Genomic DNA, 23,095 nt, shown 5'->3' on the forward strand with positions numbered 1-23,095 from the left:
GTACGCCGGCCACCCGCTACTGGTCATCTGCCTGGTGGCGCTGCTCGCCTCCGGTCTTGCGGTCACCCAGCCGGTGCTGTCGAATCCGGCCGGCCCCGTTCGACGTTTCTGTCGAGAGCACCACCGACGGCTTACGGAGGAGACCCACCATGCGCCCGCTGATCGTCACCGAGTTCATGTCCCTCGACGGCGTCATCGACTCCCCCGGCGGCGGGGACGACTACCCGCACGCCGGCTGGACCTTCAAGGACATCCAGATGGACGAGGCCGTTTACGACATCAAGGGCCGCGAGCAGAAGGAGGCCGGCGCGCTGCTGATCGGCCGGGTGAGCTACGACGCGTTCGCACCGGTCTGGCCGACGATGGCGGAGTTCGCGGAGTACAACGCGATGCCGAAGTACGTCGTGTCCTCCACCCTCACCGATCCGCAGTGGCACAACACCGCGGTGCTGCGCTCGCTCGACGAGGTCGCCGAGCTCAAGCGGGGCGAGGGCGGCCCGATCCTGGTGCACGGCAGCGCCACCCTCGCGCAGGGTCTTGCCGCAGCCGGCCTGGTCGACCGGTACCACCTGTTGATCTTTCCTCTCCTCCTTGGCAACGGGAAGCGGCTCTTTGCCACGGAGGACGCCGACAAGCAGAAGCTGACGCTGGTCGAGCACGCCACGTACGCCAACGGCGTCCAGCTGGCGGTGTACGACGTCGTCCGCTGAGGATCTGCCACCGGCACCGGTCGCTCGTCGCCCCGGTCAGGCCACCCGGTACCGCTGGGCGCGGTCCGCGCGGAACTCCACGCCGTTGCCGGGTCGGTCCAGCGGCACCCGAACGGCGCCGCCCGTGGCCGGCTGCACACCGTCGAAGAGCATCGACTCGATCCGTACGTGGTCGTGGAACCATTCCAGGTGCCGCAGGTTGGGTGTGGCGGCGGCGACGGGCAGATGCTGGTGCGGGGCGCAGTGGCCGGAGACCTGCAACCCGGCGGCGTCGGCCACCGCTGCGATCCGGAGGAACTCGCTGACTCCGCCGCAGCGGGTGACGTCGATCTGGAGGCAGTCGACGTACGGGGCCATGCGGTGGAAGTAGACCAGGTCGAAGCCGTACTCCCCCGCTGCCACGTCGGGCAGCACCCGGTCGCGGACCAGGCCGAGCCCGTCCAGATCGTCGGAGCTGACCGGTTCCTCGTACCAGCGCACATTCAGCTCGGCCGCGGCATGGGCGACCCTGATCGCCTGCTTGCGCTGGTAGGCGCCGTTGGCGTCGACGTACAGCTCCGCGTCGCCGATGGTGCGCCGGGCGGCGGCCATCCGCGCCACGTCCCGCGTCACCTCGGTGCCGCAGGACTCCCCGATCTTGATCTTCACCCGGGGGATGCCCTGCTCATGCACCCAGCCGGCGAGTTGCCGATGCTGGCGCTCGTCGTCGTAGGTGGTGAATCCGCCGCTGCCGTAGACCGGCACGTGCCGGCGGGCGGTGCCGAGCAGCCGGGCCAGTGGCAGGTCGTGCCGGCGGGCCTTGAGGTCCCAGACCGCGCAGTCGGCGGCGGAGAGGGCGAGCCCGGCGATGCCGGGGCGGCCGGCGTTGCGTACCTGTCGTTGCATCGCCGTCCAGACGGCCGGCACGTCGTCCGGGTCCAGGTCACCGACGACCGGGGCGAGCAGGTCGGGGACCACCGCCGCGGCCGCCGCCGGCCCGTAGGTCCAGCCGATCCCGACGTGGTCGTCCGCCTCGGCCCGGACCAGCACCAGGGTCGTGGTCGTCCAGGCCAGGGTGCCGTCCCCCTCGGGGCCGTCGGTCGGTATCCGGTACGCCTCGGCGGTCAGCCGTAGGGCGGTCACCGTGTCATCCGGCGGACGAGCGCCACCATCGGGGCGAGGGCGGCGAGTCCCACCAGGGCGGCGGCGATCCACCTGGCCGCGGGTGACGGCGGTCCGGGGCGGTCCGCGAACACCGCCTCGGGACGCGGCGGCACCGCGGCACCCTTCAGCCCGGCCCGGAGGAGTTCGGCGAGGTGGATCGCCGACCGGCCGCCGGAGGCGCTCTGCTCGACCTGGGTACGGCAGCTGAACCCGTCGGCGAGGATGACGTCGGTGTCGGCGGCGTCCCGGACGGCGGGCAGCAGCACCCGTTCGGCACAGGCCGTGGAGACCTCGTAGTGCCCCTGCTCGAAGCCGAAATTGCCGGCCAGGCCGCAGCATCCGGAGTCGAGGAAGTCGGCCCGTACGCCGGCCGCCGTGAGCACCGCCTGGTCGGCGGCGGTGCCGAGGATGGCGTGGTGATGGCAGTGGGTCTGGATCAGTGCGTGCGACGGGATCCGCGGCGGCTGCCAGCCCGGGCTGTGGTCGTGCAGCAGCTCCGCGAGGGTGACGGTCTGTTCGCGCAGCCGGGTGACGTCGTCGTCGCCGGGGAACAGGTCGTGGGCGTCGCTGCGGAAGACCGCGGTGCAGGACGGTTCCAGCCCCACCACCCGGGTGCCGGCCCGTAGGTGCGGACGGAGCACCTGCACCGTCCGTTGCAGGACCCGTTTCGCGATGCCGAGCTGTCCGGTGGAGATCCAGGTCAGGCCGCAGCAGACGGGCTGGTCGGGCACCCGTACCCGCCATCCGGCGGCCTCCAGCACCTCCACGGCCGCCCGGCCGATCCCTGGGTGGAGGTGGTTGGTGAAGGTGTCCGGCCAGAGCAGCACCTCGCCGCGGGAGCCGTCGCCCCCGGGGTTCCGGCGGGCGAACCAGCGTTGGAACGATTCCGGGGCGAAGAGCGGAATGTCGCGGTGTTGGTCGATGCCGCCGATCGCCTTCGCGATCCGACCGAGCCCGGGTGCCTGAGCCAGCGCGTTCACTGCGCGAGGCGCGATCGCGGCCGCGGCGGCCGCCGCCGGCAGCCAGCCCATCGAGTAGTGCGACCGGGGGCGGAGCCGGCCGGCGTAGTGGTGGGACAGGAACTCCGCCTTGTAGGTGGCCATGTCCACGTTGACCGGGCAGTCCGCCTTGCAGCCCTTGCAGGCCAGGCAGAGGTCCAGCGCGTCGCGCACCGCCTCGGAGCGCCAGCCGTCGCCGATGGTGCCGCCCCGGGCGGTGCCGTCGAGCATCTCGAACAGCAGCCGGGCCCGGCCCCGGGTGGAGTGCTCCTCCTCCCGGGTGACCATGTACGACGGGCACATCACCCCGCCGTGCTGTCGCCGGCAGTTGCCGACGCCGACGCAGCGCCGCACCGCCCGACCGAAGCTGCCGGAGTCCTCGGGGTAGTGGAAGGTCGTCTGCCAACCGCCGTGGTTGTAGTCGACGCCCAGTCGAAGGTGACTGTCCAGCGGGTAGGGAGCGACCACCTTGCCGGGATTCATCCGGTTGTCCGGGTCGAAGATGGCCTTGAGCTGCCCGAATGCGCGGATCAGCCGGTCGCCGAACATCTTCGGCAGCAGTTCGCCCCGGGACTGCCCGTCGCCGTGCTCACCGGAGAAGGAGCCGCCGTAGGAGACGACCAGGTCGGCGGCGCGCTCGACGAACGAGCGGTACTGCTGCACCCCGTCGGCGCTGGTCAGCCGGAACGGGATCCGGGTGTGTACGCACCCCTGCCCGAAGTGCCCGTACAGCGACGCCTGTTCGAAGCCGTACTCCCGGAACAGTGCGTCGAGATCCCGCAGGTAATCGCCGAGCCGCTCCGGCGCGACCGCCGAATCCTCCCAGCCCTCCCAGGTGTCGGCCTCGCCGGGCACCCGGGCCGTGGCACCGAGGCCGGACTCACGGACCCCCCACATCTGCTTCTCGTGGGCCTCGTCGTCGTAGCGGTGCACGGTCGGCCCGCCGTCGCGCCGCACCGCGTCCAGCATCCGCGCGACAGCGGCCTCCGCCTCCTCCAGCGTGTCGCCGCCCAGCTGGACCATCAGCCAGCCGCCGCCCGGCGGCAGCAGGTGCAGGGCGGCGGGGTGCAGATGCTTGCGCTTCTCGAAGTTGATCAGTTTGTCGTCGAGACCCTCCAGCGCGATCGGATGGTGCGGCAGGATGCGCGGCACATCGTCGGCCGCGGCGGCGATGTCCGGGTAGCCGAGGAACACCATCGCCTTGGCCGGCACCACCGGGACCAGCTTCAGCCGGGCCCGCAGCACGGTGACCAGCGTGCTCTCCGAGCCGACCAGCGCCTGCGCCAGGTGGAAGTTCCGCTCCGGCAGCAGGCTGTCCAGGTTGTAGCCGGACACCCGCCGAGGGATGTCCGGGTAGCGGGTGCGGATGTCGCTCAGGTACTCGTCACGCAGGGCCCGCAGCTGGCGGTAGATCTCGGCCGGTCGGCCGCCCCGGCGCTGGATCTCGGCGTACTCCTCGTCGCTGGTCTCGCCGACCCACATCCGGGTGCCGTCGTAGAGCAGCACCTCCATCTCGGCGAGGTTGTCGACCGTCTTGCCGGTGCTCTGCGCGGTCGACCCGCAGGAGTTGTTGCCGATCATCCCACCGATGGTGCAGTGGTCATGGGTGGACGGCAGCGGACCGAACTCCAGCCGGTACGGGGCCAGCAACTCGTTGAGCGTGTCCAGCACGATGCCCGGCTCCACCAGGCAGGTCTTCGCCTCGGCGTCCACCTCGAGCAGCCGGTTGCAGTACTTCGACCAGTCGATCACGACAGCGGTGTTCGTGCACTCGCCGGCCAGGCTGGTGCCGCCACCCCGGGACAGCACCGGCACGCCCAGTTCGCGACACACCTCGATGGTGGCGACGGCGGCGTCGACGGTACGCGGCACCACCACGCCGAGCGGGACCTGCCGGTAGTTGGAGCCGTCCGTCGAGTACGCGGCGCGCGAACCGGCGTCGAACCGGACCTCCCCGTCGACCACCGGTCGCAGCCGGGCGGCCAGGGCGGTCAGGTCCACGTCGGTGGCGGGCGCGGGCGCCCGGGTCACCGGGTCGGGCAACGCGACGGGACGAGCGGGGGCCCGGGTCACGACCGCAACTCGTTGATCTTGTCGCGGGCCACGGTGGCGAGCGTGGCGACCTTGTGCGGCTGGCCACGCAGAAATGCCTCGGTGAAGTGTTTGGCCTGGTCGTACCCGACCTTGCCGGGCATCGGCGGCTCGTTCGGGTTGACGTCGCAGTCCACCAGTGCCGGGCCCGGGTGGGCGAGGGCCTCGCGAATCGCCCCGGGCAGTGATTTCGGGTCGCTGACCTTGGCGCCGTACCCGCCACAGGCCCGCGCCCAGGCGGCGAAGTCGGCCTCCGGCTGTCGGTGCCGCACCGCGTACTCCGGATAGCCGAGGACGATCTGCTCCCAGAGGATCTGCCCGTACGAGTTGTTGTTGTTGACGATCACCTTGACCGGAAGTTCGTGCCGTACGGCGGTGAGGAACTCCGCCATCAGCATGGCGAACCCGCCGTCGCCGACGAAGGCGATGACCTGCCGGCCCGGGTACGCGTGCTGCATGGCGACCGCGTACGGCAGTCCGGGTGCCATGGTGGCCAGGTTGCCGGAGAGGTAGAACTCCCGGTTGTCGCGGATGGTCCAGTGCCGGGCCGCCCAGGTGGCGATGGTGCCCGAGTCGCAGGTCAGGATGGCGTCCGAGGTGGCCGCCTCGTCGACGCAGCTCATCAGGTACTGCGGGGCGATCGGGTCGCGGCTCGGGTCCTGGAGAGCGATCATGTCCGCCCGCCAGGCGTCCCGCTCGCGCTGGTACCTGGTCAGGAAGGACCGGTCGGTGCGGGCCTGCAGCATCGGCAGCAGTTGCTGCAATGCGAGCCGGGCGTCGGCGGTGACCGCCGCGTCCACCGGCAGCCGCATCCCGATCAGGCTGGCGTCGATGTCGATCTGGACCACCCGCGCCTGCCCCGGCGCGGGCAGGTACTTCCCGTACGGGAAGGAGGTGCCGACCATCAGCAGGGTGTCGCATTCCTCCATCAGCTCTTCGCTCGGCTTGGTGCCGAGCAGGCCGAGGCCGCCGGTGGTGAGCGGGTGGTCGTCCGGCACCACCAGCTTGCCGGAGAGGGTCTTGACGATCGGGCTGGCCAGGGCGTCGGCCACCGCGATCACCTCGTCCCGGGCCCGGCGCGCGCCGATCCCGACCAGCATGGCGACCTTCCGGCCGGCGTTGAGCACCTCGGCGGCGCGGGCCAGGTCGGCCTGCGCCGCCGGCACCGGCGGCTGCGACAGCACCGCACTGCTGGTCGGCGGCTTTCCCGGGCTGACGCTCCGGTACGGGTCCTCGCCGGCGGCGGCGACCTGCACGTCGTTGGGAAAGGACAGGTGGGCCACCGTCCGCTTCGCCAGGGCGTGACGAATGGCAATGTCGACCACCCCGGGCAACTGCCGCGGGTTGGTCACCATCAGGTTGTACGCCTCCGCGACGTCCTGGTAGAGCAGCGGGGTGTGCACCTCCTGCTGGTAGTGCGCGCCGAGCACCGACGTCTCCTGCATGCCGGTGATGGCCAGCACGGGCACGTGGTCGAGCTTGGCGTCGTACAGCCCGTTGAGCAGGTGAATGGCGCCGGGGCCGGAGGTGGCGGCGCAGACCCCCAGCCGCCCGGTCGCCTTGGCGTACCCGGTGGCCATGAAGGCTGCCGCCTCCTCGTGGTGCACCAGCACGAAGCGGAGCTTCTCCCGCTGCCGGCGGAAGCCCTCCATCAAGCCGTTGATGCCGTCGCCGGGCAGGCCGAACACGGTGTCGACGCCCCACTCCACCAGTCTCCGGGCCAGGCTCTCGCCCACGATCTCCTGCACGTCGTCCTCCTCGCGTACCCGGAGCTGCGTCCGTCGTCGTCCGTGTCGCGCTGCTCCCAGGTCAGCGGCGCCGGACCGGACACCGCAGGCGAGGACGGACGGGTGCGCGGGCTACCCGGCAACGCGGGCGGCAAACCTGGTCAACGCCAGTAGCGGGCCACCAGGTAGCCGAGGAGTACGCCCGCGGCCAGGCTGACCATCGCCCGGGCGGACAACGCGGAGCGGAGCCTCCCGATCCCCGTACCGGGGTCGACGACCGTGCCGGCGGCATTGCCCACCGCGCCCACCACCACGTCACCGAATCTGTCCAGCTTCACGATGCCACCGCCCTCGTCCGGATGCCGCCACGCCGGTACCCGCCCGCCGGATATCGAAACGGCGGGCGGCCGAGCCCTTGCCCGCTGGTTGTCGGAGGCTAGGCTTCGGCGCATGACGTGGCGATGGCACGGCCGGGCCGCGAACACGGCCCTGGTGCTCGTGGTCGGCCTGGTCGCCCTCGTCGGTCTCGTGGTGCAGTCGGGTGGCATCGACACCGCCGCTGACTGGGCAGCGCTGCTGGCCGTGCTCGCCTCCTCCGGTGCGCTGTTCCTCCGCCGCCGCCATCCGGTGCCGGTGGGCGCGGTGGCGCTGGCCGCCGTCGGCACCTACGGAGCGTTGCTGCACCGGCCAGGGCCGATCATGCTGGTGTTCGTCGTGGCGCTCTACACCGTCGTCGACGAGGGGCACCTCGCCGTCGCCGTCGGGCTCGGTCTCGCCTCGGTGGTCGCCTTCGCCCTCGCGGACAGCTACGACAGAAACACCGCGAACGGGGCGACGCTGTTGCACGCCGGTTGGCTCATCGCGGTCATCGTCGGCGTGACCCGCAACCGCCGGGCCTACCTCGCCGAGGCGCAGGCCCGGGTGCTGGCCGCGGAGCAACGCGCGGAGGAGGAGGCCCGGCATCGGGCCACCGACGAGCGGCTGCGCATCGCCCGCGAGCTGCACGACGTGCTCGGCCACCACCTCTCGCTGATCAACGTGCAGGCCAGTGCCGCGCTGCACCGCCCGGACCCCAGCCGCTCCGAGCAGGCGCTGGTCGCGATCAAGCAGACGAGCAAGGAGACGTTGCGTGAGTTGCGCACGACACTGGGCATCCTGCGCCAGGAGGGCGAGGCGCCGACTACTCCTCCGCCCGGCCTGAACCGTCTCGGCGAGCTGGTCACGATGGCCGGGCGGTCCGGTTTGGAGATCACCACCGAGCTGACCGAAACCCGGCCACTGCCGCCGGAAGTCGACCTGGCGGCGTACCGGATCCTGCAGGAGGCGCTGACCAACGTGACTCGGCACGCCGGCGCGACCAGCGCGGTGATCCGGGTCCGGCCCGACCACGACGACCTGCTGGTGGAGGTCGAAGACGACGGCACCGGCGCGCCGGGCCCGCCCGGCACCGGGATCCGCGGCATGGGCGAGCGGGCCCGGGCGCTTGGCGGCTCGCTGACCACGGGTCCCGGCCCGGACGGCGGCTTCCGGGTATGTGCCCGACTCCCGCTGCGGCCGGGTCCGGTGCCGGCGGGAGCGTCCGCGTGATCCGGGTACTGCTCGCCGACGACCAGACCCTGGTACGCGCCGGATTCCGGTCCATCCTGGATGGTGAGGACGGCATCGAGGTGGTCGGCGAGGCCGCCGACGGTGCCGAGGCGGTGCGGCTCGCCCGGCAGCTGCGGCCGGACGTCGTCCTCATGGACATCCGGATGCCCGGACTGGACGGCCTGGCCGCCACTCGGGAGATCGCCACGAGCTCCGCTGTCCGCGTGATCATCCTGACCACGTTCGACCTGGACGACTACGTCTACGGCGCGCTGCGGGCCGGCGCGAGCGGCTTCCTGGTCAAGGACACCGAGCCGGCGGAGCTGATCCACGGGGTGCGGGTGGTGGCGCGCGGCGACGCACTGATCGCGCCGTCGATCACCCGCCGGCTGATCTCCGAGTTCACCGCCCGGGTCACGCATCCCGATCCAGGGCCGCGGCTCAACGCGCTCACCGAGCGGGAGCGTGAGGTGATGGCGCTGGTCGCCGCCGGCCTGTCCAACGACGAGATCGCCGCGCGGCTGGTGCTGAGCCCAGCCACCGCGAAGACGCACGTCAGCCGGATCATGACCAAGACCCAGGTCCGAGACCGGGCCCAGTTGGTGATCCTCGCGTACGAGTCCGGCCTGACCGTTCCCGGCTGGCTCGCCCGCTCCTGACAAGCATTTGCAGCGTGGCCGCCGGGTCGCCGGTCAGACGGTGCGGCGGGAGCGGACCAGAGCCAGCCCACCGAGGACGACGGCGATCAGCCCCACCGCCAGGGCCACGTAGGCCCCGCCTCGCCCGTTGCCGGTGCCGATACCACTGTCGGAGGTGGCCACGACCAGCCCGCCGAGGGCGATGCCGATCAGGCCCGCCACCAGGGCCATGGTGGCTCCGCGCCGCCCGGAGCCGGTGCCGATACGACTGGCGGGGCGGGCCAGCGCCAGCCCGCCGATGACCACGCCGGCCAGCGCCAGGACGGCGGCGACGCTGGCCCCGAGGCGCCCGGCGCTCATGGTGTAGACACTGGCGGCGACCGGCTCGGCCGAGACGTACGCGGCTGCCGGTGCTCCCCCGAGCAGGGTGCCCGCGGCGGGGGCAAGCAGATGACGGACGTACATGAGGATCCCTTCGCTCGCATGACGTGTACCTGCGGCAGCGTATGTAGCGGCGTGGTCACCGGTCGTCATGCCGGAGTTGCCGATGGGCCTACCACCCGGGTTGCGCGCGCTCGGGGCGTCGTACCACCGTGGTTGTCTCTTGCACCTCGGCCGTATTTCAGGAGCATTGGTGGCGACGTCGGTGACGACCTCGGCCGAGGCGGTGACAGCCAAAAGGTTTTGTAGGGTTCCTACAAGCGAGGTAGCGCAGGGTTCGGTGGTTACGGCATGGCGCTGCCCGCCCGCAGGCAGAAGGGTGATCACTGCCGAGGGCTGTCGTCCCGCGGCGCGTTCGTCGTAGGTCTACCGGAGGGGTCGGTCGGGTGTTCAGCCGTATCGCCATCGTCAACCGTGGAGAGGCCGCGATGCGGCTCATCCACGCGGTCCGAGAGCTGGCTGCGGAGACCGGCACGAGGATCGAAACCGTCGCGCTGTACACCGACGTCGACCGCACCGCAACATTCGTGCGCGAGGCGGACATCGCCTACGACCTCGGTCCCGCGTCCACGCGTCCGTACCTCAACCTGGCGGTGCTGGAGCGCGCGCTGGTGGAGACCGGGGCCGACGCGGCGTGGGTCGGTTGGGGCTTCGTCGCCGAGGACCCGGCGTTCGCGGAGCTGTGCGAGAAGGTCGGCGTCACCTTCGTCGGGCCGAACGCGGAGGCGATGCGGCAGCTCGGCGACAAGATCGGCGCGAAGCTGATCGCCGAGGAGGTCGGCGTACCGGTCGCGCCGTGGAGCCGGGGCGCGGTCGAGACCCTGGACGCCGCAATGGTGGCGGCGACCGAGATCGGCTACCCGCTGATGTTGAAGGCGACCGCGGGCGGCGGTGGGCGCGGCATCCGCGTGATCACCAGCGAGGCCGAGTTGGCCGACGCGTACGAGCGCACCAGCCAGGAGGCGGCGCGGGCGTTCGGCAGCGGTGTGGTGTTCCTGGAGCGCCTGGTCACCGGTGCCCGGCACGTCGAGGTCCAGGTGATCGCCGACGGTCAGGGCACCGCGTGGGCGCTGGGTGTCCGCGACTGTTCGGTGCAGCGGCGCAACCAGAAGGTCATCGAGGAGTCGGCGTCGCCGGTGCTCAGCCCGGCGCAGGCCGCCGAGCTCAAGGCGTCGGCCGAGCGGTTGGCCGTCGCGGTCGGTTACCGGGGTGCGGCAACCGTCGAGTTCCTCTATCACCCGGGCGACCAGCTGTTCGCGTTCCTCGAGGTCAACACCCGGCTGCAGGTCGAGCATCCGATCACCGAGTCCACCACGGGGTTCGACCTGGTCAAGGCGCAGCTGCACGTGGCCGCGGGTGGGCGGCTCGAGGGTGAGCCGCCGGTGGAGCGCGGACACGCCATCGAGGCCCGGCTGAACGCCGAGGACCCCGACCGTGACTTCGCACCCTCCCCGGGCCGGATCGCCCGGCTGGACCTGCCCGCCGGTCCCGGCATCCGGGTGGACACTGGCGTCAGCGAGGGTGACACCATCCCCGCCGACTTCGACTCGATGATCGCGAAGATCATCGCGTACGGCCGCGACCGCGACGAGGCACTCGGCCGGCTGCGCCGGGCGATGGCCGACACCACTGTGATCATCGAGGGCGGCGCGACGAACAAGAGCTTCGTGCTCGACCTGCTCGACCAGCCCGAGGTGATCGACGCCAGCGCGGACACCGGCTGGATCGACCGGGTCCGCGGCGCGGGCCGGCTCGTCGCGCACCGGCACTCCGCCGTCGCGCTGGCCGCCGCCGCCATCGAGTCGTACGAGGAGGAGGAACGCGTCGAGCGGCAGCGGCTGCTGGCGACGGCGTCCGGCGGGCGCCCCCAGGTGCAGCACGCCAGCGGCCGACCGTTGGACCTCAAGCTGCGTGGGGTCGGCTACCGCCTGCGCGTGGCACGGATCGGCGCGCACCGGTTCCGCGTCGGCATCGAGGCCGGCGACGCCGTGCGCACCGCCGACGTCGAGCTCGACCGCTTCGACCGGCACACCGGGCAGATCGTCGTCAACGGCGTCCGGTACCACCTGCTCACCGGGACGCACGGGCCGATCCACCTGGTCGAGGTGGACGGCGTGACGCACCGGGTCAGCCGGGACGAGGGCGGCGTCCTCCGCTCACCGATGCCCGCGCTGGTCGTCGCCACGCCACTGGAGGTCGGTGCCGAGGTCGAGGCGGGCGCGCCGGTGCTGGTGCTGGAAGCCATGAAGATGGAGACGGTGCTACGGGCACCGTTCAAGGCGCGGCTGAAGGAATGCGCCGTGTCCGTGGGCAGCCAGGTGGAAGCCGGCGCACCGCTGCTGCGGCTGGAGCCGCTGTCCGACGACGCCGACGAGACCGCCGACGGACCGGCAGTCGCCTCCGTCGAGCTGGACCTGCCCGCCGCACCCGAGCAGATCCCGGCGCGCCAGCGCGCCCGCCGCGGCCAGGAGGACCTGCGCGGCCTTCTGCTCGGCTTCGACGTCGACCCGCACGACGACCGCCGGGTCCTCGACGACTACCTCGCCGCGCGGCGGGCGGTCACCGAGGAGGGCCACCGGCCGCTGGCCGAGGAGCTCGACCTCGTCAACGTGTTCGCCAACCTCGCCGAGCTGAGCCGCAACCGGCCCACCGGGGAGGACGGCGGCGGCGACGCCCACGTGCACAGCGCCCGCGAGTACTTCCACACCTACCTGCAGAGCCTCGACGTCGAGCGGGCCGGGCTGCCGGACGCGTTCCAGGCCAGGCTCGCCCGGGCGCTCGGGCACTACGGGGTCACCGAACTGGAACGCTCCCCCGAGCTCGAAGCCGCCGTGTTCCGGATCTTCCTCGCCCAGCAACGCGCGTCCGCCGACGCCAGCGTGGTCGCGACGCTGCTGCGCGGGTGGCTGCGAGAGCCCCCGCCGGACGAGACCCTGCGCGAGCCGGCCGGTCTCGCCCTGGAGCGGCTGGTGGCCGCCACCCAGGTCCGCTTCCCGGTGGTCGCCGACCTCGCCCGCGGCGTGGTGTTCGCCTGGTTCGCCCAGCCGCTGCTGCGCCGTAACCGCGCCCGCGTCTACGCCGAGGTCCGCAAGCACCTGCGTCACCTGGACGCGCAGCCGGACTCGCCGGACCGCGCCGAGCGCGTCGCCGAGATGGTACGCAGCACCGAACCGCTGGTCCGGCTGCTCGGCCAGCGCCTCGTCCGCGACCACCTCGACAACGCGATCATGCTGGAGGTGCTGACCCGGCGGTACTACGGCAACAAGGCGCTCACCGGCGTCCGTACCCGCGAGGTCGCGGGCTGCACGTTCGTGGTCGCCGAGCGGGCGGACTCGAGCGTGGTCTCCGCCGCGGTGCGGTTCGACGCGCTGGGTGGCGCGCTGCGCGGGCTCGCCGATCTGGTCGGCGGCGAGGAGGCCGTCGACGCCGACATCTACCTCGTCTGGGAGAACCAGCCGGAGGACTTCGACGCCACCGCGACGGCGCTGCTCGACGTGATCAACGCGCACCCGCTGCCCCCGCAGGTCCGCCGGCTCACCACCACCGTCGCCGGTCGCGGCGGCGCGGTGATGCACCACCACTTCACGTTCCGCCCGTCCGGCGCGGGGATGACCGAGGAGCGGCTGATCCGCGGCCTGCACCCGTACATCGCCCAGCGGATGCAGCTGGAGCGGCTGCACAAGTTCGACCTGACCCGGCTGCCGTCGTCGGACGAGGAGGTCTACCTGTTCCAGTGCGTGGCGCGGGAGAACCCGTCCGACGGGCGCCTCGTCGCGTTCGCGCAGGTGCGCGACCTGACCGAGCTGCGCGAGCACGACGGCCGGCTGGTCGCGCTGCCGACGACCGAGGACACCGTCGCCGCCTGCCTCGACTCGATCCGCCGCGCGCAGTCGCGGCGACCGTCGAAGACGCGCTTCAACACCAACCGGATCGTGATCTACGTCTGGCCGCCGAGCGACCTCACCCGTGAGGAGATGGCGATGATCGCCGGGCGGGTGCGCCCGACGACCGCCGGTGCCGGGCTGGAGGAGATCCTGTTCATCGCGCGGCAGCGCGACCGTAAGACCGGCGAGCTGACCAAGATCGCCGTACGGATCTCCTTCAACGCCACCGGCGGCGCCGAGCTGACCGTCGGCGAGCCGCCGGTCGAGCCGGTCGAGCCGCTCGACGACTACCGGCTGAAGGTGCTGCGCGCCAGCAGCCGCAACACGGTGTACCCGTACGAGCTGACCGGCCTGCTCGGCGACTTCGTCGAGCACGACCTCGACGAGGACCACGCGCTGGTGCCGGTCGACCGGCCGAAGGGGCGCAACAGCGCGGCGATCGTCGCCGGCGTGGTCACCACACCGACCTCGCGGCACCCGCAGGGCGTCACCCGGGTGGTGCTGCTCGGCGACCCCACGAAGTCGCTGGGTGCGCTGTCGGAGCCGGAGTGCCGCCGGGTGATCGCCGCGCTCGACCTGGCCGAGCGGATGCGGGTGCCGCTGGAGTGGTACGCGCTGTCCGCCGGCGCCCGGATCTCCATGAAGTCGGGCACGGAGAACATGGACTGGGTGGCGGCGGCGCTCAAGCGGATCGTCGAGTTCACCCAGGACGGCGGTGAGATCAACATCGTGGTCGCGGGCATCAACGTCGGTGCGCAGCCGTACTGGAACGCCGAGGCGACGATGCTCATGCACACCAAGGGCGTTCTGGTGATGACGCCGGACTCGGCGATGGTGCTCACCGGCAAGCAGTCGCTCGACTTCTCCGGTGGTGTCTCCGCCGAGGACAACTTCGGCATCGGCGGCTACGACCGGGTGATGGGCCCGAACGGACAGGCGCAGTACTGGGCGCCGAACCTGGCCGCCGCGCGGGATGTGCTGATGTCGCACTACGACCACACGTACGTCGCGCCGGGCGAGGAGACGCCGCGGCGGGCGACCAGCACCGACCCCACCGATCGCGACATCTCCGACTTCCCGCATGCCGTGGCCGGCAGCGACTTCACCACCGTCGGCGAGATCTTCTCCATCGCGGCCAACCCGGACCGCAAGAAGCCGTTCGACATCCGTACGGTGATGCGGGCGCTCTCCGACCAGGACCACCCGGTGCTGGAACGCTGGGCGGGCATGGCCGACGCGGAGACCGCGGTGGTGCAGGACGCGCACCTCGGCGGCATGCCGGTGTGCCTGCTCGGCATCGAGTCACGGACGGTGCCGCGGCGCGGTTTCCCGCCCACCGACGGCCCGGACACCTACACCGCGGGCACGCTGTTCCCGCGGTCCTCGAAGAAGGCCGCGCGGGCGATCAACGCGGCCAGCGGCAACCGTCCGCTGGTGGTGTTGGCGAACCTGTCGGGCTTCGACGGCTCGCCCGAGTCGATGCGAAAGCTGCAACTGGAGTACGGCGCCGAGATCGGCCGGGCGATCGTGAATTTCCGCGGACCCATCGTGTTCTGCGTGATCTCGCGATACCACGGTGGCGCGTTCGTGGTGTTCTCCAAGGCACTGAACCCGAACATGACCGTGCTGGCGCTGGAAGGCTCGTTCGCTTCGGTGCTCGGCGGCGCTCCGGCCGCTGCCGTGGTGTTCTCCGGCGACGTCGCCGCCCGCACCGCGGCCGATCCCCGCGTACGGGACCTGGAGGCCCGCGTGGCGTCCGCCTCCGGCGCCGACCGCGCCGCGCTGGCAGCGGAACTCGACGAGCTCCGCTCGTCGGTCCGCGCCGAGAAGCTCGGCGAGGTGGCCACCGAGTTCGACCGGGTGCACAACATCCAGCGCGCGGTCGAGGTCGGCTCCGTCGACGCTGTCGTCCGCGCAGCCGAACTCCGTCCGCGCGTCATCGAGGCCATCGAGTCACGACTGCGTTGACCGGTGCCGGGGCGCGATCATCACCCGGCGACATCGCCGCGAGAGCGGCCGTGTCGCCGGGTGACAGCCCGTCGACGCCCCTCGTTCGCACAACTGCCGGGAGCGGGAACTTGCGCCCTCGCCCAGGCTGTCGGACCGGTGGACTGTAACGCTTCTCGATGTCGGAACGCCTAACTGATCGATCGGGACAAGATCCCGACCGGTCCTGTGGACGTTTCTGGTGCGTCTGAGGCCGTCGTTCCATGGCAACCAGACGGGGGATTTATGGTCAACCACAACCTGCGAACCGCGACCCTGCGCACGCTTGCGGGGACACTCGCGACCGCGGTAGTCGTGTCACTGCTCACCGCTTCCCCTGGCGCTGCCACCGCTGCGCCGGATCGCGCCGACGTCGTCCTGGGCCTCACCGCCGAGCCGGGCGATGTGGGCCCGGATGGTGGCCGGGTCGGCCTCGCCGTTTCGGTACGCAACGCCGGGGGCGCCGAGGCCACCGACAGCACCATCAAGTTCACGCTGCCGCCCGGGTCCACCCTCGACTTCGGCGACTCCCTCGGCCGCTGGACCTGTGACGCCGCCAAGCTGAAGTGCACGTACGGCACCCTCCCTGCGGGCACCGACGCCAGCTTCGTGCTGAGCCTCAGGCTGCCGCCAGGGACGGACGGTCAGCAGGGGACGGTGACGGCGACGGCCACCACGCAGAGCCGCGAATCATCGACCACGAACAACACGGCCTCGGCGAACATCGAGTACGTCGCCAAGCCAGACCTCGCCTTCTCGTTCGAGTACAGCAGCGGCGAGATCTCCTACCTGGGCGGCAACGGCGCGCGCGGCTTTGTCCAGGCCCGGGCGACCAACATTGGCACCACCCCGGCCCCCGACGCCCGGTTCACCTTCCAGATGCCGCCGGATGCCTTCGCCGGCGCCTGGACGACGGACCCGGATTGGAACTGCGACTTCTCCACCTCCACCTGGGTCTGCGACAACAATCGGGAGATCCCACCGGGCGGGGCTGCCTACCTGAACCTCTACCCCTACTTCCCGGCCGGAACTGTGGGCGACACCAGGACCGTGACCGGCTCGGTGTCGACCTCGGCCACCGAGCGGTCGCTGACCAACAACAGCGGCAGCACCACCTTCACCTACGTCGTGCCGCCCCTCGGCGACGTGGAGCTTTTCGGGGCCGACGTGGTGGGACGCGTCGACGTGCGCGCCGGCGACGAGTTCGACCTGGCTGTCCACCTCGGCGTCCAGGGCGGCAGCCCCGCAGAGAACGTGGCCGTTCGGGTACCGCTGCCGCCCACGGTCGAGCCGACCTCCCTCGACCCCGGTGACGCCAACTGGACCTGCCGACTCGACGACGCGGCGGACGACCGCGTCGTCGAGTGCACCCGCGCCTTCTGGGACATCGGCACGGAAAACGCCGTCCTGAGACTGAAGCTCAAGGTGAACCCGGGCACCCCCGACGGTCCGCTGACCTTCACCGCGACCGCGTCCGCGTCCTCGCCAGAGTCGTCGCTGGAGAACAACACCGCCACCGGCAGCGTCACCTACGTCGCCGAGGGCGCCATCACCGGTCACGTCTGGCTCGACCTCGACCGGGACGGCCAGCGCGACGCCGACGAGCCGATGGCCCTGGACAAAGTCGCCTCCTACACGGTCGTGCCGGAAACCGGTCAACTGCCTCCCGGCTGGGGAGGTATCAACACCAACACGGTGACGGGGACCTACTGGGGACGGCTGAAGCCGGGCCGGTACACCGTAAAGGTCAACCTCCCGCCGGGCAGCACCACCCAGTTCACCACTCCCGACCAGGGCGACGACGCCACCGACTCGGACATCATCACGAGGGTCGACGGCTACTACCCCTACGGGCTCAGCGCACTGATCGAGATCCACGACGGCGCGGAGACCTTCGTCGACGTCGGCATCCTGCCGGTGTCCTGACGGCTCCCCCGCCCTCAGCCGGCCCACGCCGCCTGGGCCGCAGCGGCAACCGCCGCTGACCTCACCTGAGGTCGTCGGACCGTCCGCCCCGGCACACCCGGTGCGGACGGTCCGACGATCGGGTTCGCGCGTCAGATCCTTGCCGGTGCCGCGTCGTCCGCCGTCTCCGCAGTCTCATCAATGGGAGAGATGTGACGGAAGGCGATCGCCACCACGACGGCGATGCCGACAAAAGCGGCTGCGCCGACGGCGGCGACGGTCGTCAGCCCGGCGGTGAAGGCGGCCCGGGCGGCATCGAGGACCTCGGCGCCGAGCGGCCCGGGCAACCCGCTGGCCGCGCCGGCCGCCTCCGTGATGCCATGGCGCACGAGCACGATCCAGGTCAGTTTGGTACGGGACACGTCGAGAGCCTCCTGGCGCCGGTCGCGCCCGCCTGGGGACGCGGACCATCTGGTCGTCACCCATGCTCGGGTTCGTGGCATCGCCTGTCTGCTGCGCGCGGGCTCGGGCCGACGCCGCTTCTCGGCGTACATGGGGCCAGGGAGATGACGCCTACCGGCGACAGCTCAGGGCTTCGTATCGCTCGGCCAACCGATGAACCGCCTAGCTGACCTGCGGGTATTGCTGCCTGCACGAGGAAACAATCCAAGCAGGGTAAATTCCACATCTAGCTTAAAAAAGACGAATAACACTATTGCGCCCAGCTACGGACACGACCCTCTCAGTTAGGACTCGGATTCGGCATGACTGCGATGCTCCACTACCGGGACACGGGCACCTCGATCACGGTCGACTCCGCGCTTCCCCTCGGCCTTCTCCACGCCCGCCGGCCCGGCGATCGCCGCACCACTCGCCATCGCGACACCGGAAGGTGACGGCGTGCTCGCCGCCAAGGCCGCCGCTCCCCTACCCGAACGACGATGGCCTCGCCAGATCGATGTCGCAGGCATGAGTTCGAGCCACACAATCCGGACTAGCGAGGGATACCTCATCGAGTCCCGGCTGGCTGCTGATCTCGAAAGCCGGGGGCAGCGTGTCATCTGGCTCCGGCCGGGGGAGCATGACCTGAGACCAGCTTCCCTGGCGAGAATGTTGGCTTCCATCGACCACCCGGCCTCTTCCGCACCGTTGGACAAGAGCATCGTGGTCATTCAGCTGGCCGTCGGCACAATGCCCGAACTCGTCAGCGGACTGCCTGCCGGCCGCGAGATCGTGCTGGCATCGATCCTCGACGGCACCGGACCCGACAAGGGGCTTCTCCGGCTACCGACTGACCGCCGGGCTGTGGGCGCAGCGGCCGAACAACTCGGTTCGTCTCTTCCGCCCCAGGTGTTGGATCGGCTCGTCGACGTGACCGGTGGGCGGGCGGCTCTGATCGACTCTGTGTTGCGAGTTTCGCGTGGTCCATCGGCGCGCACTGCGATGCTGGCCATTGAGCAAGCCCACGACGTTCACAGTCTGATCGCTGCGACCACGGCCGGTCTGCTGGAGAACGCGGGCCCCGCCCGACTGGACGCGCTGGTCCTCGCCGCGCGGCTGGGTTACGCGCATGACCGGCTCAGCGCTCTTCGACCGGCCCTGGACACACCAGAGCGAGAGCCATGGTGGCAGCCACTGATGGGTGGCTGGCAGCGGCTTGATCACCTGTGGGGCAACCCGCTCCTTCTCCTACCGGCGGCGATGACGGCGCCCTGTCGGGACCGGCTGATTCGCCTGGCCGGCGAACTCGAGGCGGAGAGCGCACACGCGGAAGCCATTGAGTTGTGCTTGCGGACGAGCGCCTGGGACACGGCGGCGGCGGTGCTGAGTGACTGTCTCGACATCATGCTGGCCGAGCGCACCGATGCCGTGCGGCACTGGCTCACTGAGTTTCCACCGACGACCCTCGCCCGCCATTCGGCACTCTCGCGGCTGCGTACCGCCTTGGCGCCTGAACCGCCGCCCGACTCCGCGCTGCCCCGGGACCCGTGGGTCGCGTTGCGCGAATCAAGCGCCGCGCTCACCGAGATGCGCGTCGACACGGCGCGGACCTACGCGCACCGCGCCGGCCAACTCAGCCGGCAGACCGGCGAGGCAACGGTCCGCGGATACGCCAAGCAGATCGTCCGGCTGACCCGCCACCACAGCATGGAAGGTCCACCCGTGCCTCGCCGCGCTGAACGGGACGGACCACCGAGACGTCCCGCCGTTCGTGCCGTCAGGCCCAGTGGCGCAAGTGATCTGGTCGCCTACCTGCTTGGCGAGTTCCGCCTCATCCTCGATGGCCAGGAGGTCACCAGCTGGTCTGGCGTACGCGGGAGTTCCGTGCTCAAGTTCCTGATGGTTCAGCGGCCGAGGCCGGTGACCCGCGGCATGCTCATCGAGGCATTCTGGCCGGGTGTTCAACTGGCTTCGGCCAAGAACCGGCTGCACGTCGCCTTGTACGGGCTGCGCACCGACCTCCGTCGGGTCTGTTCGAAGCCCGTTGTCGTCCACCGCCGCGACACCTACACCATCAACCCGGAACTGACCGTGTGGCTCGATGTGGAGGAGTTCAGCGCACTGGCGGCGGCGAACACCATGGCCCGCGCCGGGAGTCGGGACGAGGCGATCCGTGCCCTGCAAGCAGCCTGTGCGCTCTACCGGGGCGACCTGATCGAGGACATCCCGTACGCGGAGTGGGCCGCACCGGAACGGGAGCGGCTCGCCACCACCTACGTCGACCTGTTGGCGAAGCTGGCCCGCCTGTACTTCGACGATGGCAGGTACCCGGCCTGTGTGGATACCTGTCGCCGTCTCCTTGTCCGGGACCCGTGCCGGGAACAGGCCCACCGGCTGGTCATGCGGTCTTATCGTCGGCTCGACGAGCCGCACCGGGCGGTGGCGCAGTTCGAGCTCTGCAAACGACTGTTGCAGGCCAGACTCGGCATGACACCCGATCCGAAGACGGTCGCGCTGTACGAGTCGATACGCGCCCACCGGGACTTGTGATCAGCCGCAGCGGGAGACCGCCGCGGCCGGAACGGGCGGCCACGTCTCGACGGGTCCCGACGGTACCGTGATCGAGTAGTATCGGCCGCCGTTGTCGTCGGCCGTGACGAGCCCGTCGGGGCCGCGGACCGCGATCTCGCACAGGTAGTCACCCGGGCCAAGCCCGGCGAGGTCGGCGCGATGTCTCGTCGCCGCAGCGGCACCGGCCAGCGTGGCCAAGGTCTTGCCGATGGCCAGACGGGTGCGCACCGTATGACAGCGAACGGTCGAGTCGGCGGGGATGTCGGTGCCGAAGACGAGGGCAGCACCATCGACCTCGACGTCGCGCACCGCAGGGAAGCGGGCCGTTCGCGCGGCCGCCACCGCGGCTGCGAGATCGAGCCGGCCGGCACCCCAGTTGTCGTCGGGCGCGCCGGCGCTTGCGCCATCTCGGCGGGCCGTCACCTGGAGCAGTTGCTTGACCTGCTCACTGGTGAGGTCGGGCCGCACGGACAGCACCAGCGCGGCCGCACCGGCCACATGGGGAGCGGCCATGCTGGTGCCCGACAGCGCCGTATGCCCTGGGTCAGGGCCGAAGGGCATGGTGCTGTTGCCGCAGCGGGCGGAGACGATCACCTCTCCGGGTGCCGACAGGTCGGGTTTGCGGGCGCCCAGCCGGGTGGGGCCGCTGCTGCTGAACGAGGACAGCCGGCCTAGGCCGGACGCGTCGGTCAGGATCCGTGGCCGGGTCACGTACGACCCCACGGTGATGATCCGCCGTGCCGTGCCAGGGATGGTGATCGTACGGGAGGGGTCGCCGGAGCCGTGCGCGAAGCGACTGTGCTCCCGCCGGCCGTCACCCGTCGGTGCACGCTCGATCCAGGCGTCGTAGCGGCCATCGCCGACCTGGTCGGCGCTGAGCTGAATCCGCCACGTACCGGTCTCGATCTCGTCCGCCGCTCCGGCGGTGATGATCACGGTGACCGAGGTGTCCCCGGTGCCTGCGGAGTCCTGCTCGCTGTCGATCGTCACGTCGTTGCCGGCGTTGGTGTGGAACGCGAGCCGCTGCCCCGGGGCCGCAGCCCGCGAGACCGCGTTGCCCGGCGGCTGGACCGCGACGGTGATGCCATCGTCCCCGTCGAACCAGATCTCCACGATGTCGTCCTGGCGGTTGCCGGCCGGCACCAGCAGTTCAAGGGTCACGCTCTCCCCGGCACCGATGCGCCCGCCGGCGTGGGTCGGCCAGTCCCGCTCGTTTCCCGCGGAATTCACAATCACCACTCCAGGCCGGTCGGCCAGTTCGTCGAGCTTCTGCTCCAGGAGGGTGTCGCCCGCGTGCCCACCACCGTTCATGCCCTGGCTGATGTTGACGACCACCGGTCGCGGCGCTGCCTGGTTGACGGCGTACTCGACCGCGTCGGCCAGCCGAGCCGAACTGCCGAGCGTCACGCCCGCTGTGCCGTCGAGCGCGACCACGATCAGATCCGCATCCGGCGCGATGCCCGAGTACAGCCCCCCGGCGCGCTCGTTACCGGCGGCGATCCCGGCCACATGGGTGCCGTGTCCCACCTCGTCGTCCCGGTGCGGCACCACGGTGAAGGGGTCGGCTGTGCGCAACGCACGATCGAGATCCGCCTTGGTGTAGTCGATGCCGTACGGAACCCACGCGTCGCCCCAGACCCGGGCGCCCTGATCCCAGAGGAAGAGGAGACGCGACGAGCCGTCGTCGTGGCGGAAGTTCGGGTGCGTGTAGTCGATGCCGGAGTCGACGACCGCGACGACGACGCCGCTGCCACGGACCGGGGTTGGGGTGTCGTGCAGAGCGCCGGCACGTACGTCATCGCGCGAGATGTTGAGTTCGCGGAACAGCGGGCGGGAAGCCTCCACCCGATCGACGGAATCGTGCCCGGCCAGGGTCTCCAGCCGGTTCACCGCCACCCGACCGGTGTGCACCCCGACACTGGTCTCGGGGTCGAATGTGATCATGTCGGCGGGGCCGAGTTCCCTCGTCCAACTCAGGTCGGTACTGCGGATCAGCACGTCGACGACTCCCCCGTCCCTGCCAGGTCGCCATGCCACGCGGCTGGCCAGAGCCGGCGCGGCGTCCGCGACACCGTCCGCCGTTTCCGGCTGGCCATCGAGCGATCCGAGCAGGTGCCGAAGCCGTGGATCGAGGCTGCCCATCTGGCGTTTCCCCCTTCACTTGCCAGGGCCGGACGTGCCGCCAGGCGTCAGCCGTAGACCAGCACGCGGACCGGTGTTTCCTCGACGAAGCCGGGGATGACGCCGGGCTGACCGAGGAACGGCGGCTGCAGGTCCGGCTGGAACCAGCGAGTGGCGAAGCCGGCGAACGGCGGCAGCCCGGGGCCGGGGCCGAGCATGTCCACCGTCACGTGAATCTCCAGCATTCGCGGCTCCGCCTGCGCGGGCGCGGGGATCGACATGACGGGGAGCACCTCCAGGTTGATGAATCCACGGCCGAAGGTGTTCGTGACCGGACCGAGGACGGGACCGTTGGTGACCGAGTTGAGGTCGATGGTCTGGCCCCGTACCACGTACTGGAACGGGGACATGATCTGCGCGGCGGACGGTCCGCCCAGCAGCGGAACGGGGTTGCGCCACAGCACTGCCAGAAGCAGAGCAGGCCGGCCGGCTCTGATGATGCGGTGTGGAATGTACGGACCGTCGGCCGCGATCGGCTCGAACGGTCCCATGACCATCAGGTCGAACCACAGGTACGGCACCGGCAGCAGCGTGCTCGGCCCGGCGGTCTCGACACTTGAAGTGCGGGTGGCCCGTTCCGTGAGCTGCTCGTACTTTGCCTCGTACTGGCGGGTGTAGGCGGTGAGCTTCGTCGTGACGTTGTCGACGAGCGCCTGCACCCGTGGATCTTCCTGAAGAGTCTTGCGTGTCTGCTCCTCCACGGCATGCGCGGAAGCCGAGCTGGCGTCGTCGGCTGTCATCGTGCCTCCCTGGTGCGCTTGCTGCGGGTTCGATGCCTGCTCACCATGCTCG

General features: G+C 70.9%; 14 protein-coding genes. 6 read left to right on the top strand and 8 right to left on the bottom strand.

Annotated features, from left to right (window positions below):
* Positions 1-149: 149 nt before the first annotated feature.
* Complete coding sequence (locus tag AB0M52_RS05440) at positions 150-710, top strand: dihydrofolate reductase family protein (protein WP_363949222.1); 561 nt, start codon at positions 150-152, stop codon at positions 708-710.
* A gap of 36 nt (positions 711-746) precedes the next feature.
* Here the strand turns inward: AB0M52_RS05440 and AB0M52_RS05445 are convergent, their stop codons facing one another.
* From AB0M52_RS05445 to AB0M52_RS05460, 4 genes are all read right to left on the bottom strand, one after another.
* Positions 747-1,832 carry an enolase C-terminal domain-like protein gene (locus AB0M52_RS05445; protein ID WP_363949223.1) on the bottom strand — a complete coding sequence of 362 codons (1,086 nt, stop codon included), beginning with the start codon at positions 1,830-1,832 and terminating at the stop codon, positions 747-749.
* A complete protein-coding gene (locus AB0M52_RS05450) occupies positions 1,829-4,924 on the bottom strand; it encodes an FAD-binding and (Fe-S)-binding domain-containing protein (protein ID WP_363949225.1) in 3,096 nt (1,031 codons plus the stop codon). The genes AB0M52_RS05445 and AB0M52_RS05450 overlap by 4 nt, the downstream gene beginning before the upstream one ends.
* On the bottom strand, positions 4,921-6,690 hold the full coding sequence (locus AB0M52_RS05455; protein ID WP_363949227.1) for a thiamine pyrophosphate-dependent enzyme: 1,770 nt from the start codon (positions 6,688-6,690) through the stop codon (positions 4,921-4,923). Before AB0M52_RS05455 ends, AB0M52_RS05450 begins: the two co-directional genes overlap by 4 nt.
* A gap of 140 nt (positions 6,691-6,830) precedes the next feature.
* A complete protein-coding gene (locus AB0M52_RS05460; protein WP_363949229.1) occupies positions 6,831-7,007 on the bottom strand; it encodes a hypothetical protein in 177 nt (58 codons plus the stop codon).
* Positions 7,008-7,119: 112 nt separating this feature from the next.
* Between AB0M52_RS05460 and AB0M52_RS05465 the strand changes: the two genes are divergently transcribed.
* Both AB0M52_RS05465 and AB0M52_RS05470 read left to right on the top strand, forming a co-directional pair.
* A complete protein-coding gene (locus AB0M52_RS05465) occupies positions 7,120-8,256 on the top strand; it encodes a sensor histidine kinase (protein ID WP_363949231.1) in 1,137 nt (378 codons plus the stop codon).
* A complete protein-coding gene (locus AB0M52_RS05470) occupies positions 8,253-8,915 on the top strand; it encodes a response regulator transcription factor (protein ID WP_363949234.1) in 663 nt (220 codons plus the stop codon). Before AB0M52_RS05465 ends, AB0M52_RS05470 begins: the two co-directional genes overlap by 4 nt.
* A gap of 33 nt (positions 8,916-8,948) precedes the next feature.
* Here AB0M52_RS05470 and AB0M52_RS05475 read toward each other — a convergent pair whose 3' ends face one another.
* Positions 8,949-9,359, bottom strand: coding sequence for a DUF6223 family protein (locus AB0M52_RS05475; protein ID WP_363949237.1), 411 nt, complete (start codon positions 9,357-9,359; stop codon positions 8,949-8,951).
* 362 nt (positions 9,360-9,721) lie between these two features.
* Between AB0M52_RS05475 and AB0M52_RS05480 the strand changes: the two genes are divergently transcribed.
* Positions 9,722-15,187, top strand: coding sequence for a carboxyl transferase domain-containing protein (locus AB0M52_RS05480; RefSeq protein WP_363949240.1), 5,466 nt, complete (start codon positions 9,722-9,724; stop codon positions 15,185-15,187).
* A gap of 333 nt (positions 15,188-15,520) precedes the next feature.
* Entirely contained in the window at positions 15,521-17,131 is a 1,611-nt protein-coding gene (locus AB0M52_RS05485) for an SdrD B-like domain-containing protein (protein WP_363949242.1), read from the top strand.
* 131 nt (positions 17,132-17,262) lie between these two features.
* On the opposite strand, the gene AB0M52_RS05490 is transcribed toward AB0M52_RS05485, so the two are convergent.
* A complete protein-coding gene (locus tag AB0M52_RS05490; protein ID WP_363949244.1) occupies positions 17,263-17,532 on the bottom strand; it encodes a hypothetical protein in 270 nt (89 codons plus the stop codon).
* 478 nt (positions 17,533-18,010) lie between these two features.
* On the opposite strand from AB0M52_RS05490, the gene AB0M52_RS05495 reads away from it, so the two are divergent.
* Positions 18,011-20,101 carry a bacterial transcriptional activator domain-containing protein gene (locus AB0M52_RS05495; RefSeq protein WP_363949246.1) on the top strand — a complete coding sequence of 697 codons (2,091 nt, stop codon included), beginning with the start codon at positions 18,011-18,013 and terminating at the stop codon, positions 20,099-20,101.
* Here AB0M52_RS05495 and AB0M52_RS05500 read toward each other — a convergent pair whose 3' ends face one another.
* Together AB0M52_RS05500 and AB0M52_RS05505 are read right to left on the bottom strand one after the other, a co-directional pair.
* Positions 20,102-22,120, bottom strand: coding sequence for a S8 family peptidase (locus AB0M52_RS05500; RefSeq protein ID WP_363949248.1), 2,019 nt, complete (start codon positions 22,118-22,120; stop codon positions 20,102-20,104). It lies immediately after the preceding gene.
* Positions 22,121-22,311: 191 nt separating this feature from the next.
* Positions 22,312-23,043, bottom strand: coding sequence for a hypothetical protein (locus AB0M52_RS05505; RefSeq protein ID WP_363949251.1), 732 nt, complete (start codon positions 23,041-23,043; stop codon positions 22,312-22,314).
* Between the last annotated feature and the right edge of the window lie 52 nt (positions 23,044-23,095).

Origin of the sequence: Micromonospora sp. NPDC051296 (genome assembly GCF_040682255.1) — a bacterium.
GTDB classification, from domain to species: Bacteria; Actinomycetota; Actinomycetes; order Mycobacteriales; family Micromonosporaceae; genus Micromonospora; species Micromonospora craterilacus.

What these genes read in the sequence shown, in the direction of transcription:
- AB0M52_RS05440 (WP_363949222.1), top strand. Translation starts at nt 150, where the DNA reads ATGCGCCCGCTGATCGTCACCGAGTTCATGTCCCTCGACGGCGTCATC.
- AB0M52_RS05465 (WP_363949231.1), top strand. Translation starts at nt 7,120, where the DNA reads ATGACGTGGCGATGGCACGGCCGGGCCGCGAACACGGCCCTGGTGCTC.
- AB0M52_RS05475 (WP_363949237.1), bottom strand. Translation starts at nt 9,359, where the DNA reads ATGTACGTCCGTCATCTGCTTGCCCCCGCCGCGGGCACCCTGCTCGGG.
- AB0M52_RS05505 (WP_363949251.1), bottom strand. Translation starts at nt 23,043, where the DNA reads ATGACAGCCGACGACGCCAGCTCGGCTTCCGCGCATGCCGTGGAGGAG.